The sequence below is a fragment of the Thiomonas islandica genome, from assembly GCF_055383445.1.
On sequence record NZ_AP042391.1, the window covers coordinates 2316536 to 2331443 of the forward strand.

The window sequence follows — 14908 nt, forward strand, 5'->3', positions numbered from 1 at the left end:
TCCCCATCCACCAGCTCAAACCTGCAACTGAGTTCGGGACATCGCCCAGATGGCCCACCGCAGTAGTTTTTCAACGGCCTGTTAAAGCGCAGTGCTCGGGTCTCGCCGATCTGAAGGATTTGTCTGGACCCTGCGCGCCGTGCGCATGGGCAGCAGGCCGCTCGCGACGACATCTTCACAACTTCTCACTCATCGTCGTCGCCATGATGGCGATCCCCGTGGCGCCAGCGACGCCTGTCCTCACGGTACGGCGGGCCGGGAACGTACACCGGCGGCGCGGCGTAATAGACAGGTGGCGCGACATACTGCACCGGGGGCGCCACGTACACGGGCGGTGCCACTGGGTAGGCGTTGCCGATATTGGCAACCAGCCCCGGCACGCCGATGGCCAACGACCACAGTGGCGAGTCGTCGGCATGGGCCAGGGGAAGAGAGGCGGCACTGCCGACCACGAGGGCTGCCAGTGTTTTTGCGAGGTATTGACGCATGAACATGGTTGTTCGAGGGTGAAAGATGGAGAAAACGGGGCCATTGACATCCTCCCCCGTCAGAAGTCGGGGGATTCCCGAAGACAGATTTGAAAAGGTTCGCGTTCTTGTTTTTAAACCGCTTGCGCGGCTTTGTTTGCTCAGTGATCTTGCTGGGACTTGCTCTCCTGCAGAGTGTCGAGCGGGTTTTCGTTCATCACGAACAGGGCATTGGATACAGTGCCCGAGGTCTGCGCGGATGTGCTGAAGATCATGTCTTTGGCGCCCATGACGTAGAACATCTTGCCGCTGATGGTTGTGCAGGCGCTGCTGCTCTGGCAGCCATCTAAACTGGTTCTGCTGATCGTCACGGCGGGTGCGCTGATGATGAAGGGCGTGGAGCTGCCTTGGCTGCTCAGGTCTAAGCCGCTGAAGCTCACGCTGGCGCCGGGCTTGAAGTCGTCATCACCGTAGTTTCCGTTGCCGCCGCTGGCAGGGCTCAAGCGCAATCCAGTGGTTTGCGGCAGCACGCAGGCGCCGAGAACGTCACCGCCGACGCTGGCGCCGGTGCCCATCAGCCGCACGCCGAATAGGCTGCCGTTGCTGGCACATTGGATGCCGTCATCGTGCGACTTGCCCGACTGCCCGATTTGCGTCCAGCCCGGCAGGCTGTTCTGCGGCACCAGCACCGCGTCGAACCGGGTCAGCACGCCGCCAGAGAGCGTGCGGCCACCCATGCGCAGGCCATAGCCAACCGCACCGGTGCCGGCGGGGCTGCTTGCCGCAGCGCTGGGAGTGGTCGCCGGCGCCGTACTCGTCATCACAAAGCCGCTCGGCAGTAGACCGACTTTGCCGGCGAGGGTGTAGGCGTTGCCTTGGCCGTCTTTGACCGTGAGGGTCATCAAGTTGCCAACGATCACCCCAGTGACGTTGCCGCTGTCGTCGGTGGAGCGCACGTTGCCGCTGGTATCCACAGACACGAGGGCATTCAAAATTCCTGGCGGCAACGTGCCGGTCTGTGGCGGGACGGAGGCGGCGGATGCGGTCGATGCCGGCGCAACGGGCGATGTCGGCAGTGCACTCATGCCCGATTGCGCCAGCACGCCCTGCAGGCTGTACGTGCCGGCGGCCACCACCGGGGTGCCTTGCTCGATGATGTCGCCGATGTCGAGCTCCGGTGCCCAGCGGTCATCCGAAGCAATGTATTGCATCAGCGCCTTGAGGTTGCTGTTGCAGCTCGGGCCCAGGGCGGCAGACGCCGTGCCCAGCGTGCCGGAGGTCAAATTTGCCATGCCGCTTTTCGCCAACTTCCGCGCAAGGTCGTCGGTGTCCTTGTACCCCGAGGGACGGGCGCAGTAACCATCGGCCACGGCCTTGATCGCTGCCGACAGCGCGAGGATGTCGTCGTGATGTTGCGACAGCAGCCCGGCATACAGCGCCGGGGTGAGATTGGCGTAGCTGCCGCCGGCGGCAACGTAGACCGCAAGCGCCGCGGTGGTGACCTGGCTGATGACCAGGTTTGGCAGATTGGCCGGGGTGAGCGAGCCGGCGGCGAGCACGGCGCTGCTTGGACCCAGATAAGCGGTCAGCACCACCTGACCGTCGGGCGAGGTGGCATTGGCAAAGATCGGCGCAGAGGTATTCGGCAAGGCCACTTGCACCGTGTAGTTGCCGCTGGCATCTGCGGTTGCCGTGCCGACGACCACGGCACCGGGCTGACCCATTGGCGCATTGGTCGTGAAGGTCACGGTGGCATTGGCGATCGCGGCATCAATCACGGCGCCTTTGAGTGTGGTGTTCGCAGCGGGATTGACCGAGGCGGTGCCGCTACCACCGCCTCCACAGGCGCTGAGACTCAACGCCAGTGCGGCGGCGATGGGCAGAAGGGTTCGGGTGGAACGAGAGCGGGATTGCGAGGGATACATGTGGGTCTCCAGAAATCGAGGGTATGCCGCGGGTGGATGTGTGCTGCAATGATAGATGGGAAAAAATAACATGCAATAAAAATCTTGCGCTACACTTTCGCGAACACTGCGACACACGCCCTTTAGCCCTCATGGGACGCCCTCCGCGCCGTCTGCCAAGCGCGCCCGCATCAGAGCATCCGCTCCCCGCGGCGGAGGATGTTCTGCGCGCGCTGGCGCAAGTCATGGCGCCATTGGTGAGGCTGCTGCTGGCCAGCGGGGTGGACTACACGCGGTTAGCCGCCGAGCTCAAGCCGCTGTTCATCGAGCAGGCGCGGCTCGAGTTGCTCAGGACAGGGCAGAACGACACGGACTCAGCGATCAGCTTGCTCAGCGGAGTGCATCGCAAGGACGTGCGCGCCTGGCGTGTGGATGGTTTGAGCGGCCGGATCGCGCAGGAGATGTCGATCAGCGCGCAAATCTTCGCGCGCTGGGTGCAAGATCCGGTGTACCGCGACCGCCGCAAGCGCCCGAAGCCCTTGCCTCGCCTCGGCCCGGCACCGTCGTTCGAGACTCTGGCACGCAGCGTGACCAAGGACGTGCATCCCTTCAACGCGCTGACCGATTTGCTGCGCCTGGGACTGGTGACGGTGAAGACCGTGAAAAAGCAGGAGATGATCGTGCCGAACCGGGAGGGCTTCGTGCCGCCGCCTGGTTCGCGCGATTTGCTGGACTTGTTCGGCGCCAATCTGGCAGATCACGCCGCAGCAGCGGTCGGCAACCTGCTCGGGGAACCAGCCCGGCTCGAGCAAAGCGTGTTTGCCGAGGGCATCACGCCCGAGTCGGCCCGGCATCTTGGCGAACTCGCGCGCAAGCTTTGGGCGCAGGTGCGTGCAGACATGATCGCCGAGGCGACGCGGCGCTATGAGGCCGACCGGGGTCGTCCCGATGCCACCAGCCGCATGCGCTTCGGTGGCTATTACTGGGCGGAAGATGCGACGGAGCAGACGTTTTGGCCCGATTCAAACCCAAAGGGAGATGACCGTGATCCGAGCTGACCGACTGATGCGCAGACTGGGGGCAGCAGCGTTGGCCGCGATGATCGCGCTGCTGGCGTCTTGCGGAGGTGGAAGCACGGTGGCGACCACGGGCGGGGTCGGCACCGGGGGCACGGGGATTTCCTCCGGAACCGTCACCGGCTTCGGCAGCTTGGTCCTCGACGGCACGCCCTACAGCAGCGCCAGTCCCGTTTATTACACCAGCACAGACAGGGAGGAGAAGACGCAGACCGCGTCCACCGCGGTGAACCTCGGCGACCAGCTCCAGGTCCGGCTGGACGCGCAGGGTCAACCGACCCAGGTCATCATTGATCCTGACCTGGTGGGTCCGGTGGCCAAGCTTGGCGCCAACGGTTTCACCGTCAACGGGGTGCCGGTGACGGTCAACGCCAATCCTGCAGCAGGGCCCGTGACCTACTACACCGGGCTGAACGATTTTTCCAGTCTGCAGAACGGCATGCAGGTCGAGGTGCATGGCGCATACGGGCAAACGGCTGGCGGACTGGGCTTTATTCAGGCCACGCGCATCGCGCAGTTGCCGAGCAGTAACCCGGTGACGCGCTTGACCGGAGTCGTCAGCCAGCTCGATGCCGCCAGCGGCCGCTTTCTGCTCGGCCAGACCCCGGTGCAGACGAGCGCATCGACCGTGATCCGACCTTCCGGCGTGGCGCTGGCCAATGGCCAGCTCGTGAACGTCTGGAGCAATACACCGCCAGCGGCTGACGGCACCGTCGTTGCCGGCGCGGTGAACATTCGTACGCTCCTTGGTGTGTCCGGCCCAGTGCAGGTCGGCGGCTTGGTGTCGCAGCTGGCTGGCGCGCGCTTCCAGGTGGCGGGTATTCCTGTCGATGCCAGCGCGACGAACCTTGCCAGCGCGGTTCAGGCGCTCGCGAACAGCGAGTATGTCGTCGTGCAAGGGCGTTCCGATCCGTCGACGGGAATCCTCATCGCATCATCGCTGCGCACCTACGCAAGCCATCCGGCGCAGGTGGAGCTGCGCGGCACTATCACCGGCTTCGTCAACGCAAGCAACTTCCTCGTGCGCGGCGTTCCGGTCGACGCCTCAGCGGCCCATGTCGTGTTCGCCGGCGGGACGGCATCGACGCTGCGCAACGGCGTGTATGTGGACGTGGTCGGTCAGGTCGGCGGCAACGCCGGCAATGTGGTGTCTGCCAGCCAGGTCACCGTGCTCAGCCGCGCGCCCGACGGCGGCACGGTGGACTATCAAGGCACGGTCAGCGCGGTCGATCCCTCAAGCGGAACCTTCACCCTCGTCGCGCAGGACGATGGCGCAAGCCAGAGTTTGCAGGTCACGCTCGCGCCGAATATCGCGTTCGAGCACGGAACGGTCGCGCAACTGGTCGCCGGTGCAAGCGTCGAGGTCGAAGCCACGCAAACCGCGAGCGGGCTGCTGGCCTACACCGTGTCGTTCCAGCAGGTGAGCAACGCGGCTGGCTCCAGCGAGGGCGCACCGTCCAAGATGATCGAGACCAAGGGCACGCTCTACAACCTGAGCGCGACCAGCTTCCAGGTCAACGGCCTGACTATCCAGATCAACGGTGCTGTGGTGAAGGGCGGCACGCTGGCTAATGGCGTGAAGGTCGAAGTGAGTTTCATCCAGTCCGGCGGACAGAATCTGGCGCAGCAGATCAGCATCGACGGCTGACCTGGACAAGCCACTGGCATGCGCGGCACGCAAGGGACTTGTACAGCGTTGTCCCAAAAAGGCCCGGCATGGACCGGGCGAAGGGGAGGGCGGGGCACTGGCCCAAGCCAGTGTGTTTGGGTGCGTCAGCTTCAGTCCGCGTTCGGGCCTTCGATACTGTTTTCGAGCACCGCGCCGGTCTGCGCATCCACGCCAACCTCATGCTCGGTATGGCCCAGTTTCAGATCGAAGGAATAGCGCAGGCCGCTGCCGCCCTTCTCCTTTTCCAGCTCCTGGTCAGTGATGGTCGCACCCGGGATGGTCTTGAGCGCGATGGCGCGGGCCTCATCCAGTGTCACCTTGGCCTCCTTGGCGTACTGCGAACCGTCCATCGCATAGGCAGAACCGGCAGCACCGGCCAGGCCGAGCGCCAGCGCACTGGCAAACAGGAATGTGGCATTGTTGCGTCGTTGCATGATCAAACTCCTTGAAAAACTCTTGCGAGCGAAACACCGCCTCGGGCGGCGATCGCAAACCATTTGCGATGTGTGCAGTGTCGCGGCGCGGACTGAGCCTTGCCTTAGCGTGATGGCGCCGGCGCGTCAGTCAGTCAAACGGTTGAAACATGCCGCGCATGAGGTGGGCGCATTTCACTCATCCGACTCGACGCAGAAGAACCCGTGCGCGATGCCTCTCTCGCGCGTTGCCGCTACGCGGCAGTCACCCTTGCGCTGGGCGCGCTGCAGCTTCACGACATGCCATGCACGCCGTCGCTCGCTGCACGGTTGCACTGCGCAAGCCGAATCAAACCCTGTTGCTCAATGCGGTGCAGGAGGCGCTGGCGCCGCTCGAGTCATCGCGCTGAATCACGGATCTGCGCGTGCGAAACCGCCCCCGACGCCGGGGCGATGACATTTTCATACAACGCGGCGTTTTGTCTCGGGATACAGTGCGCAGCATCTACATCATGGATGACGGGCAGGCGATGAAACCGAAAACGCCGCAATTTCACACCGCAGACGCGCCGACGCGCGATGCTGCAAGGCGTCAGACGCTCCAGGCGCTGGCTGCGTTGGGGATTGGCGCGCTCCGGCCCGTGCGCGCGATGACGATGACGGGCATGGGCGGTATGGGCGGCATGCCGATGCACAGTGGCGCCTCTACACCTGCGACGACCGCGCCGGGCGTGTTCAGCCGCCCGTTGTGGGTGCCGCCCCAGCTGCACGGCCAGCCGCAGGGCGGGGTGCTGCGTTACGCGCTGCGGATGACTTCGGGGCAGAGCATGCTGGTTGCGGGCACGCAAACGCCGACCTGGGGTTATGACGGCGCCATGCTCGGGCCGACGCTGCGCCTGCCGCGCGGTAAGGCGGTACGGATCGATTTGCACAACACGCTCGACCAGTCGACGACCACGCATTGGCATGGCGCGCATGTTCCGGGCGAGATGGACGGTGGGCCGCAAAGCCTGATCACGCCTGGCGGGCAGCGTCGCGTCGAGTTCACGCTGCGCCAGCCGGCGGCCACGCTTTGGTACCACCCGCATCCCGATACGCGCACCGGGCCACATGTCTACGCCGGGCTTGCTGGGATGTTGATCGTCGATGACGGCAGCGACGCGACGCTCGGATTGCCACGGCGCTATGGCGTCGACGATCTTCCGCTGATCCTGCAGGACCGCCTGCTCGACGCCGAGGGCAGACTGCTCTACATGCCGCAAATGATGGACCGCATGGGGATGAAGGGCGATCGCTTTCTGGTCAATGGCCGGGAGCAGCCGTATGTGCTAGTGCCGGCGGAGTGGGTGCGGCTGCGGCTGCTCAACGGGGCGAATGCGCGGCTGTTCAATCTGGCATTCTCCGATGGCCGCGAATTTCACGTCATCGCTACTGATGGCGGGCTGATGCCGCGCCCGGTGCCGGTGCACAGCCTGTTGCTCGCACCTGGCGAGCGCGTCGAAATCCTGCTCGACCTGCGCCGCGCGCAGGGCAAGCGCCTGGTGCTGCGCAGCGACTCCGGCGCGGCGGTGCCGGAGCTGAGTTCGATGCCGATGGACGCCGACCGCTTCGACCACGCAGGCTTCGAACTGCTTGAGCTGCGCGTCGGCCCGCCGGCGGGAACAGCGGGCAGACTGCCGGCGCGGATGGTCGATCTGCCTGCGCTACACACCGACCTGCCGCCCCGCCGCTTCACCCTGCAGGGCATGATGGGCGGTATGGGCGGTATGGGCGGTATGGGCGGTATGGGCGGTATGGGCGGTATGGGCGGGGGCGCTATGGCCTCGGACACGGCAAACGGCAGTGGCCCAGGTGGAATGAGCCTCGGCCTGGGCGGGGCCAAGTTGTTTGCGATCAACCACCGCTACATGGACATGGCGCGGATCGACCAGCGGGTGCGGCTGGGCTCGACCGAAATCTGGGAGGTGGTCAATCAAAGCCATATGGCGCATCCCTTCCACTTTCACGGTACCTCGTTTCAGATCCTCAGCCGAAACGGCCACGCACCGCAGTCCTTCGAAGCCGGCTGGAAGGATACGGTACTGGTGCGCCGCAGCGAGACCGTACGGCTGATCGCCCGTTTCGGTCAGCCCGCCGGCGACGTACACCCGTTCATGTTTCACTGCCACATCCTCGAACACGAGGACAACGGCATGATGGGGCAGTTCACCGTGAGCTGACGCAAATTCAGCCGCCGAAGTAGCCGGGGAGGATTTTTTCGTGCGTGCTCGGCGGGTTGTCGGCGAGCAGGGCGCGGTCGTTGGTGACGATGACCAGGCCCGCCATCGGATCACCAAAGCCATGCACCGTAGCGCGCTTTTTCGGCACGGTGCGTCCACCGGGCTCTGTGGTGAGTTCGGCATGCACCGAACAGTAGTAGAACTTCAGCCCGGGGTGTTCGAAGCGGATCGTGTAGGTGCTCACCGGGTGGTCGGGCCCCGGTGTGCCCTGCACCTCGCCGTCGAAGTGGCTGCTGGTCTTGCCGGTCAGCGGGTCGTAGCCAATGATGGTGTGCGCGCCGGTGTCCTGATCGACGAACACCACCGGCTGGCCGGGGCGGACCGCGACCACGTCCTCGAGAAACATGTTCGCGCCGTTCATGTGGACATAGACCGGCGGCAGCGCCGAAGCGGCCACGGCAGGCGGTGCGGCATTGGTCACCAAAGCTGCTGCAGCGCCCAGCGCAGCTAGATGCAGGCGGGTCACGCGTATTGGATTGGACATGATGGTCTCCTGGGTCAGGGTGGGGGAAAGGGCCGCGCGCGGCGCGCCGTGCCGAAACGCAGCGCAAGCGGCGGCAAGATGAACAGGTTGTAGATCAGACTGCTGGCCAAGCCGCCGAGCAGCGCCACGGCCATCGGTCCTTCGATCTCGCGCCCGGGCGCGTGCAGGCCGAGTGCCAGCGGCAGCACACCCAGCGCAGTCACCAAGCTGGTCATGACAATGGCCGCCAGCCGTTCGACTGCGGCGCGCTGCACGGTCTGCGCGTGCCACGGCTGGTCCGCCTCGCGCTGCAGTTGCGCAGCATGCGCGAACACCAGGATGGCATTGCGCAGGCTGATGCCCATCAGCGCCAGCAGGGCGATCACCGCGCCCAGCGACAGCACGCCACCGACCAGCCACGCGGACAGCACCGCGCCGGCCCAGGCGGCAGGCACCGACAGCAGCACCAGCATCACCCGCCGCGCCGTGGTCGAGGCCGCCGCGCGCGCCGGCTGCGGCATGGCCGGCGGCTGCAGCGCAATGCTCAACAGCAGCACCAGCCCGGCCAGCACGCCGAGCACGTCGACTGCCAGGCGTTGCAACGTGGCGCTGCGTTGCGCCGCCTCGCCGGCAAATAGCAGCGTGACGCCGGGTGGCAGGCGCACCTGTTGGTCGATCGCGGCCCGCGCGCGCTGCACGAACCCGGTGAGATTGCCCGAGGTGGTGTTTGCCAGTACGGTCTGTACCCGCTGTCCGCCCAGGTGCCGGATGACCGAAGGGCCGCTTGAGGCGGTGATGCGTGCGAGCTGCGCCAGCGGCACCAGACCTTGCGCAGGCGTCGGGATCGACAGCGCGCTGAGCGCCTGGGGATTGTCTCGGGCCGCACGGGCGAGCACCACGCGCACCGGCACCGGCACCGCGCCGTGAAACACGGTGCCGGCGATGCTGCCGGCAAAGGCGCAGTGCATGGTTTGCAGCACCGGCAGCGGCTGCAGGCCCCAGCGACGCAGCGCATCGGCGCGCAGCGCAATGTCGAGCTGCGGCACGCCGGGCGGCGCTTGCACTTGGACTCCGGTGGCGCTGGGCAGACCTTGCAGCACCCTGGCCACCTGTGCAGCCACGGTGTCGATGGTGTGCAGATGATTGCCCAGCACCTGCACCACCAGTGGCGCACCGGCGTCGCCGGCAACGCTGTTGTCCAGGCGCTCGGTCAAAAAGCTGTTGACGCGAAAGCGCGCTCCGGCAAAGCCGGCCAGCACGCGCTCGATCTCCGCCAGTGCCCGCGCCGAATCCGCGCCCGGCTGGAGGTTCACGTCGATGGAACTACTCTGCGTGCCCGATGCGTCCGGCGATAAGGTGGCACGGCCGGTGTGCTGCGCCACCAGCCGCACCTCGGGCAGGGCTTGCAAAGCTTTGGTCACCCGCGCGCCTTCGTCCAGCGAGGCGGCAATCGACGCTCCAGGCGCCAGCCGCATATGCACGATGAACTGTCCTTCCTGCAGCGGCGGCAGAAAGCTGCCGCCCATGCCGCGTGCCAGCCACGCTGCAGCCAGCACCAGGAGCAAGGCAAGCAACCCCAGGCTCAGGCCGTGCGGCAGTAGCCGCCGCAGCACGGCGGCATAGCCGCGTTGCGCAAGGCGCACCGGCGCCGGTGTGTGCAGGCGGTGGTCGCGTCCGGCGAGCAGCCAGGCGGCCAGTGCTGGGGTGACCATGAGCGCCACTGCGAGCGAAGCCAGCACCGCCAGCGCATACGCCTGCGCCAGCGGCGAAAACAGCCGCCCCGACAGCCCCGGCAGCATCAGCACCGGCACGATGACCAGCAGCACTGCCGCAGTGGCATACAACACGGCACTGCGCACTTCCAGACAGGCGGCCAGGATGACGCGCAGCGGCGGCTGCGGCTGAGCCGAGGCCGCGTTGTCGCGCAGCCGCCGCAGCATGTTCTCGACATCGATCACGGCATCGTCGACCACCACGCCGATGGCAATCGCCAGCCCGCCCAGGGTCATGACGTTGAGCGTCGCCCCCATCTGCACCAGCACCGCTACCGCGGTCAGCAGCGACAGCGGGATCGCCAGCGAGGAGATCAGCGCCGCTCGCCAGTCCAGCAGCATCAGCGCAATGACCAGCACCACCAGCGCGGCGCCGAGCAGCAACGCATCGCGCACATTGCGCATTGCAATCGCGATGAAGTCCGCCGGCCGAAACAGATCGGCATGCAGGACGATGCCCTGCTGCGCAAGGCTGGAGCGATGTCGCTGCAGCACGGCCTGCACCGCGTGCGTGACCTGCAAGGTGTCGGCACCGTAAGCCTCCTGGATCTTGAGGATCACCGCGGGTTGGCCGCCGATGCTGGCGCCGCCGATGGCCGGCAGCGGCGCATAGGTCACATGCGCCACGTCGCCCAGCGTGACCACGCCGTCCGCCGTGGCCCGCACCACCGTGGCAGCCAGCGCCTGCGGCGTAGTTGCACTACCGCGCCCCACCAGCAGGACCCGCTGTCCGGGCGTGGGCATGAAGCCGGCGCCGATCACGCCGGTGGCGTTGCGGGTCGCGGCAAGCACCTGCTGAAGATCCAGGCCGAATCGCCGCAGCGCCTGTGGATCGACCCGCACTTGCAAGGCCCGCACCTGCTGGCTGAACACCAGCACGTTGGTCACGCCAGGCACGGCCATGAGCTGCGGGCGAATGTGCCATTGCGCGATTTCCTGCAGATCCATCAACGGCCTGCGTGGCGAGGTCAGCCCGGCCATCAGAACGGTGCTGGTGCTGGAGGTCAGCGGGATGAGTCGTGGCGCACCCACACCCGGCGGCAGGTGCACGCTGGCCAGGCGCTGCGCCACGCGCCAACGGTCGTCCTGCAGCCGGGTGTCGGCATCGAAATACAGCTTCAGGATCGAGATCCCCGGCAGGCTTTTCGATGCCACCTGTTTTACTCCCAGCAGACCGCTGGACGCCGCCTCCAGCGGATCCGTGACCAGCAGTTCGACCTGCTCGGGAGACAGCCCCGGCGCCTCGGTCTGCACCTTCACCATCTTCGCAGCGAACTCTGGAAAAACATCGGTGCGGGCGTCGCGTGCACTCCATGCCGCCAGCAGCGACAGCAGCGCAGCCAGCGCCAGCACCACACCGCGGCGGCGGATCGCCAGCGCAATCAGCGCGGCCTGCAAGCCATGCGCGCGGGCCATTCAGTCCTCATCCCCGCCGCTTGCCCGCGGCGCAGCGGGTGACTGCGGCGGCGGAGTCAGCAGTAACACCGCCCCGTACGTGACCAGATCGAGCGCGGTCCAACCCGGCTGCACATAGCCGTCATCGAGCGGCCAAGTCGTGGACACCGCACGCGGCGCAAAGCGCTGGGCATGGTGGGCGGCGGGCGTGGCAACGAACGCCACCGCCTGACCTCCGTTCCACACCACCGCACTTGCCGGCAGCCAGACTCCCGACTGCGCTTGCCCGGAAGTCACCTCGGCCTGCAGCCGCAGCCCCGGCATCAGCCCCGCCGCGTCTGGGGTGACCAGTGTTTCACGCAGGCCCTGCGACTGGCTGGACGCCGCTGCTGCCGGACCGATCACCCAGGCAGGCACGGTCTGTCCGCCCGCCGGCAGGCGCAACCGCACCCTGGGCTGCGGCGGCAGCACTTGCCCTGGCGGCAGGCTGAGATCGACCATCAGTTCCCGCCCGCTCAGGATGGCTTGCTGCAATGCCGGGTCGCGGTCCAGCCGCGCCGCCAGCGCCGGCCCTAGGTCGGCCGTGAGCCGATCCTGTGCGAGTTGGACCGCCGCCTGCGCGCTGCGCACCTCGGCCTGCGCCTGCATCGCCTTGGCCTGCGCCTGCTGCACGCTCGCCAGCGCCACATTCTGTCCCGCCGCGTACAGACCTTTGGCACGTCGGGCCTGCAGCCGCGCCAGATCGAGCCGGCTTTGCGCTGCTGCGGCCTGCGCCTGCGCCGCGTGCAGCGCGCTCAGCCCGCGCAGCAAGGCAGCCGTGCTGCGCACCGTGGCGCTGGCGTGCAACTGCCGACGATACAGTGCCGCCTTGCCATGAACGATCTGCAGACCGGCTGCGCGAACCTGCGCAGCGCTCCACACCACCGGCTGCGGCAGGGTCGCCTCTGCCGCAGGCATCGCACAGTGCACCGCAAGTAGCCCCGCTGTCAGCTGCATGCAAGCGCGAAACATCGGTTTGATCGGCATGGTCATCACGATCCCTCCCCACGTCCAGGCGCGCGCGAGACGCCGGCAATCTCCTGCTGGGCCAGCGACGCAGCGGTCTGCGGGCATGCGAGAACGACTTTGCTTCCTGCCTGCGCCTTCATCCGCTTTGGATCAGGCATCGAACGGCCGCCTTGCCGGGGACGGCGCTTTTCCGTCTTCTCGGTCGGCAAAAGCGGGTGCTGCAGTGCGGACTGCAGGTCGGCGAGCGCCTGCCATTGCGCGGCGCGGGCCTGGAGTTGGGCACGCTGCGCGGACAGCAGGTGCAGCCGCGCCCGCAGCGGCTGCACCGGGCCGACCAGCCCCCGGGCCTGCGCGCCCAGATCGGCGCAGAGCAAGGCCCGATCGACCGCAACCCGTCGTGCACTTCGGCGCTCCTGTGCTGCGGCCGCATGCAGCGCGGCAGCAGCCTGCTCGACCTCGGTCAGCGCCTGTGCCTGCACCTGCGCAAGCTGTGCGGTGCGCCGGGCCAGCCGGGCGCGCGCTTGAGCGATCTGGCCCTGATGCTGATTGAGCAGAGGCAGTTGCAGGCGTAGGCCGAGTGTCAGGCGGTTGACGCCCTGATCGCGCTCGGCACCCGGGGCAAGCAGCGGCAGGCCGCCATCGCGTGCGGCCTGCGCCAGCTGCAGTGCGGCCTGCGCCGCCCGCACGCGCTGCCACGCGGCACGCACATCATCGCGGCGTTGCAGTGCGGCATCGCGCAGGCGCGCAAGCGTTGCCTGATCGACACCGGGCGGCGCGGCATCCATCGCGGAAAAATCCAAGCGCACCCGTTGCAGCGCGGCCGCCGGCACGCCAACCGCGGCCGACAGTGCAATGCGCGCTGCCCGCTGCGCCGCCCGATCCTGCCCAAGCTGCAGTGCGGCCTGCTGCGTGGCCTGCTGCGCCAGCTCTGCGGTCAGTGGCGCATCCATGCCGGCCTGCGCCCTGGCCGCGATATGCCCTTGCAGTGCACGCGCAGTGGCCAAGGTGTCTTGCTGTAGCCGAAGGCGTTGTCCCGCGGCCCATAGCCCGATCCATGCCCGCTGCACGCGGGTGTGCATCTGCCAGCGCACCGCATCCAGCATGCACCGTGCCGCGCGCACTCCAGCCTGTGCCTGGGCCACATGCGCCGTACGCAGCGCGCGCGACTGCAGCAGCAGGCCGATCGCCGCGCCCACGGTCCACGGACTGGGCGCTGCCAGCGCTGCGGCGCTGCCGTATTTCAGGCCGAGCTGTAGGTCAGGGTTGGGGCGCTGCCGGGCGATCTGCAGGTCGGCTTCGGCCAGTTGTACACCGGCGCGACTGACCTGCAGATCGGGGTGGAAGTACAGCGCCGCCAGGCTCAGAGTCCGAAGCGTCCAGACCGGGTTTTCCGGCTGGGGCGCGCCGGTCTGCATGGCGATGAAGCGTGCCAGACCGTGGTCGCGCAGGCTGCGCTGCAACAGCGCCTGCGCACCGCTGCGCGGTGTGACGCTGGGCTGCTGCGGCGTGCCAGCGCAGCCTGCCAGCAGCGCGGCAAGCGCCAGGGCGGGCAACCGTCTGTACCGGGCTTTGCTGCAAGAACAAATTGGCATGCAGCGATGTTGCAGTGCGCCGCGTGGCGCGGGCATGAAGCGCACATGACGATCTCGTCATGTTGCAGACCGATACGCAAGGCCGAGGCACGCTGTCCGACAATCAGACTATGCGCATTTTGATCGTCGAGGACGAAGCCAAGACCGCTGCCTATCTCAAGCGCGGGCTGGGTGAGAACGGGTTCGTCGCGGACGTGGCGGCAGACGGCACCGACGGTCTGCATCTGGCGCTGATCCACCCCTATGACCTGATCATTCTCGACGCCATGTTGCCCGGACGTGACGGCTGGAGCGTGCTGCGGGAGCTGCGCGCGCGGCAGGCCACGCCGGTGCTGATGCTCACCGCCCGCGGCGGGGTGGCCGACCGGGTGCGGGGGCTGGAGCTCGGCGCGGACGACTATCTGGTCAAGCCGTTTGCGTTTTCGGAATTGCTGGCCCGAGTGCGCAGTGTCCTGCGGCGTGGTCCGGCGCGGCTGCCGGAGGTGCTGGAAGTGGCCGATCTGCGCATTGACCTGCAGCGCCAGCGCGCCGAACGCGCAGGCCACAGGCTGGCGCTCACCCCCAAAGAGTTTGCGCTGCTGTCGCTGCTGGCGCGGCGCGCGGGCGAGGTGCTGTCGCGCACCTTGATCGCGGAGCAGGTGTGGGACATGAATTTCGACAGCGACACCAATGTGGTGGACGTGCACATCCGCCGTCTGCGCAGCAAGCTCGACGAGCCGTTCGCCGCGCCGTTGCTGCACACCGTGCGCGGCGTGGGTTATGTGCTGGAGTGGCGCGATGGGCAGTGAGGCAGGCAGTGATGCGGCGTCTTTCGCTCCTTCGCCGCGGGCGGGCAGGGCCAGGCGGGGTCAAGATGCAGTGCTCTGGGCC

General features: G+C 67.1%; 11 protein-coding genes. 4 read left to right on the top strand and 7 right to left on the bottom strand.

What is annotated here, in order from left to right; all coding sequences use genetic code 11:
• Positions 1-185: 185 nt before the first annotated feature.
• On the bottom strand, positions 186-494 hold the full coding sequence (locus ACZ47F_RS11365; protein ID WP_464924822.1) for a hypothetical protein: 309 nt from the start codon (positions 492-494) through the stop codon (positions 186-188).
• A gap of 134 nt (positions 495-628) precedes the next feature.
• Positions 629-2392 (bottom strand): hypothetical protein, encoded by a 1764-nt coding sequence (locus ACZ47F_RS11370; protein WP_464924823.1) that lies wholly within the window; start codon positions 2390-2392, stop codon positions 629-631.
• A 224-nt stretch (positions 2393-2616) separates the two neighbouring features.
• Here ACZ47F_RS11370 and ACZ47F_RS11375 point away from each other — a divergent pair, with 224 nt between their 5' ends.
• Entirely contained in the window at positions 2617-3429 is an 813-nt protein-coding gene (locus ACZ47F_RS11375; protein WP_464924824.1) for a DUF6502 family protein, read from the top strand.
• Between the two features lie 40 nt (positions 3430-3469).
• Positions 3470-5095, top strand: a complete 1626-nt coding sequence (locus tag ACZ47F_RS11380; RefSeq protein ID WP_464924825.1) for a DUF5666 domain-containing protein — start codon at positions 3470-3472, stop codon at positions 5093-5095.
• 131 nt (positions 5096-5226) lie between these two features.
• On the opposite strand, the gene ACZ47F_RS11385 is transcribed toward ACZ47F_RS11380, so the two are convergent.
• A complete protein-coding gene (locus ACZ47F_RS11385; RefSeq protein ID WP_464924826.1) occupies positions 5227-5550 on the bottom strand; it encodes a PepSY domain-containing protein in 324 nt (107 codons plus the stop codon).
• 491 nt (positions 5551-6041) lie between these two features.
• Between ACZ47F_RS11385 and ACZ47F_RS11390 the strand changes: the two genes are divergently transcribed.
• Positions 6042-7748: a multicopper oxidase family protein gene (locus ACZ47F_RS11390; RefSeq protein ID WP_464924827.1), complete on the top strand. Its 1707-nt coding sequence runs from the start codon at positions 6042-6044 to the stop codon at positions 7746-7748.
• Between the two features lie 7 nt (positions 7749-7755).
• On the opposite strand, the gene ACZ47F_RS11395 is transcribed toward ACZ47F_RS11390, so the two are convergent.
• The 4 genes from ACZ47F_RS11395 to ACZ47F_RS11410 are packed head-to-tail and all read right to left on the bottom strand — an operon-like array spanning position 7756 to position 13999.
• Positions 7756-8292 (bottom strand): cupredoxin domain-containing protein, encoded by a 537-nt coding sequence (locus tag ACZ47F_RS11395; protein ID WP_464924828.1) that lies wholly within the window; start codon positions 8290-8292, stop codon positions 7756-7758.
• A gap of 14 nt (positions 8293-8306) precedes the next feature.
• Positions 8307-11459: an efflux RND transporter permease subunit gene (locus ACZ47F_RS11400; RefSeq protein ID WP_464924829.1), complete on the bottom strand. Its 3153-nt coding sequence runs from the start codon at positions 11457-11459 to the stop codon at positions 8307-8309.
• Positions 11460-12470, bottom strand: a complete 1011-nt coding sequence (locus ACZ47F_RS11405; protein WP_464924830.1) for an efflux RND transporter periplasmic adaptor subunit — start codon at positions 12468-12470, stop codon at positions 11460-11462.
• The gene (locus tag ACZ47F_RS11410) at positions 12470-13999 is read right to left on the bottom strand and encodes a TolC family protein (RefSeq protein WP_464924831.1); all 1530 of its coding nucleotides are present in this window, start codon (positions 13997-13999) and stop codon (positions 12470-12472) included. The genes ACZ47F_RS11405 and ACZ47F_RS11410 overlap by 1 nt, the downstream gene beginning before the upstream one ends.
• Before the next feature lie 149 nt (positions 14000-14148).
• Between ACZ47F_RS11410 and ACZ47F_RS11415 the strand changes: the two genes are divergently transcribed.
• Entirely contained in the window at positions 14149-14826 is a 678-nt protein-coding gene (locus ACZ47F_RS11415) for a heavy metal response regulator transcription factor (protein WP_464926628.1), read from the top strand.
• The last annotated feature ends 82 nt before the right edge of the window (positions 14827-14908 follow it).

Coding starts and splice junctions, on each gene's coding strand:
- ACZ47F_RS11405 (WP_464924830.1), bottom strand. CDS start 12,470: ATGACCATGCCGATCAAACCGATGTTTCGCGCTTGCATGCAGCTGACA.
- ACZ47F_RS11385 (WP_464924826.1), bottom strand. CDS start 5,550: ATGCAACGACGCAACAATGCCACATTCCTGTTTGCCAGTGCGCTGGCG.
- ACZ47F_RS11390 (WP_464924827.1), top strand. CDS start 6,042: ATGGATGACGGGCAGGCGATGAAACCGAAAACGCCGCAATTTCACACC.
- ACZ47F_RS11380 (WP_464924825.1), top strand. CDS start 3,470: ATGATCGCGCTGCTGGCGTCTTGCGGAGGTGGAAGCACGGTGGCGACC.
- ACZ47F_RS11415 (WP_464926628.1), top strand. CDS start 14,149: ATGCGCATTTTGATCGTCGAGGACGAAGCCAAGACCGCTGCCTATCTC.
- ACZ47F_RS11365 (WP_464924822.1), bottom strand. CDS start 494: ATGTTCATGCGTCAATACCTCGCAAAAACACTGGCAGCCCTCGTGGTC.
- ACZ47F_RS11400 (WP_464924829.1), bottom strand. CDS start 11,459: ATGGCCCGCGCGCATGGCTTGCAGGCCGCGCTGATTGCGCTGGCGATC.
- ACZ47F_RS11370 (WP_464924823.1), bottom strand. CDS start 2,392: ATGTATCCCTCGCAATCCCGCTCTCGTTCCACCCGAACCCTTCTGCCC.
- ACZ47F_RS11395 (WP_464924828.1), bottom strand. CDS start 8,292: ATGTCCAATCCAATACGCGTGACCCGCCTGCATCTAGCTGCGCTGGGC.
- ACZ47F_RS11375 (WP_464924824.1), top strand. CDS start 2,617: ATGGCGCCATTGGTGAGGCTGCTGCTGGCCAGCGGGGTGGACTACACG.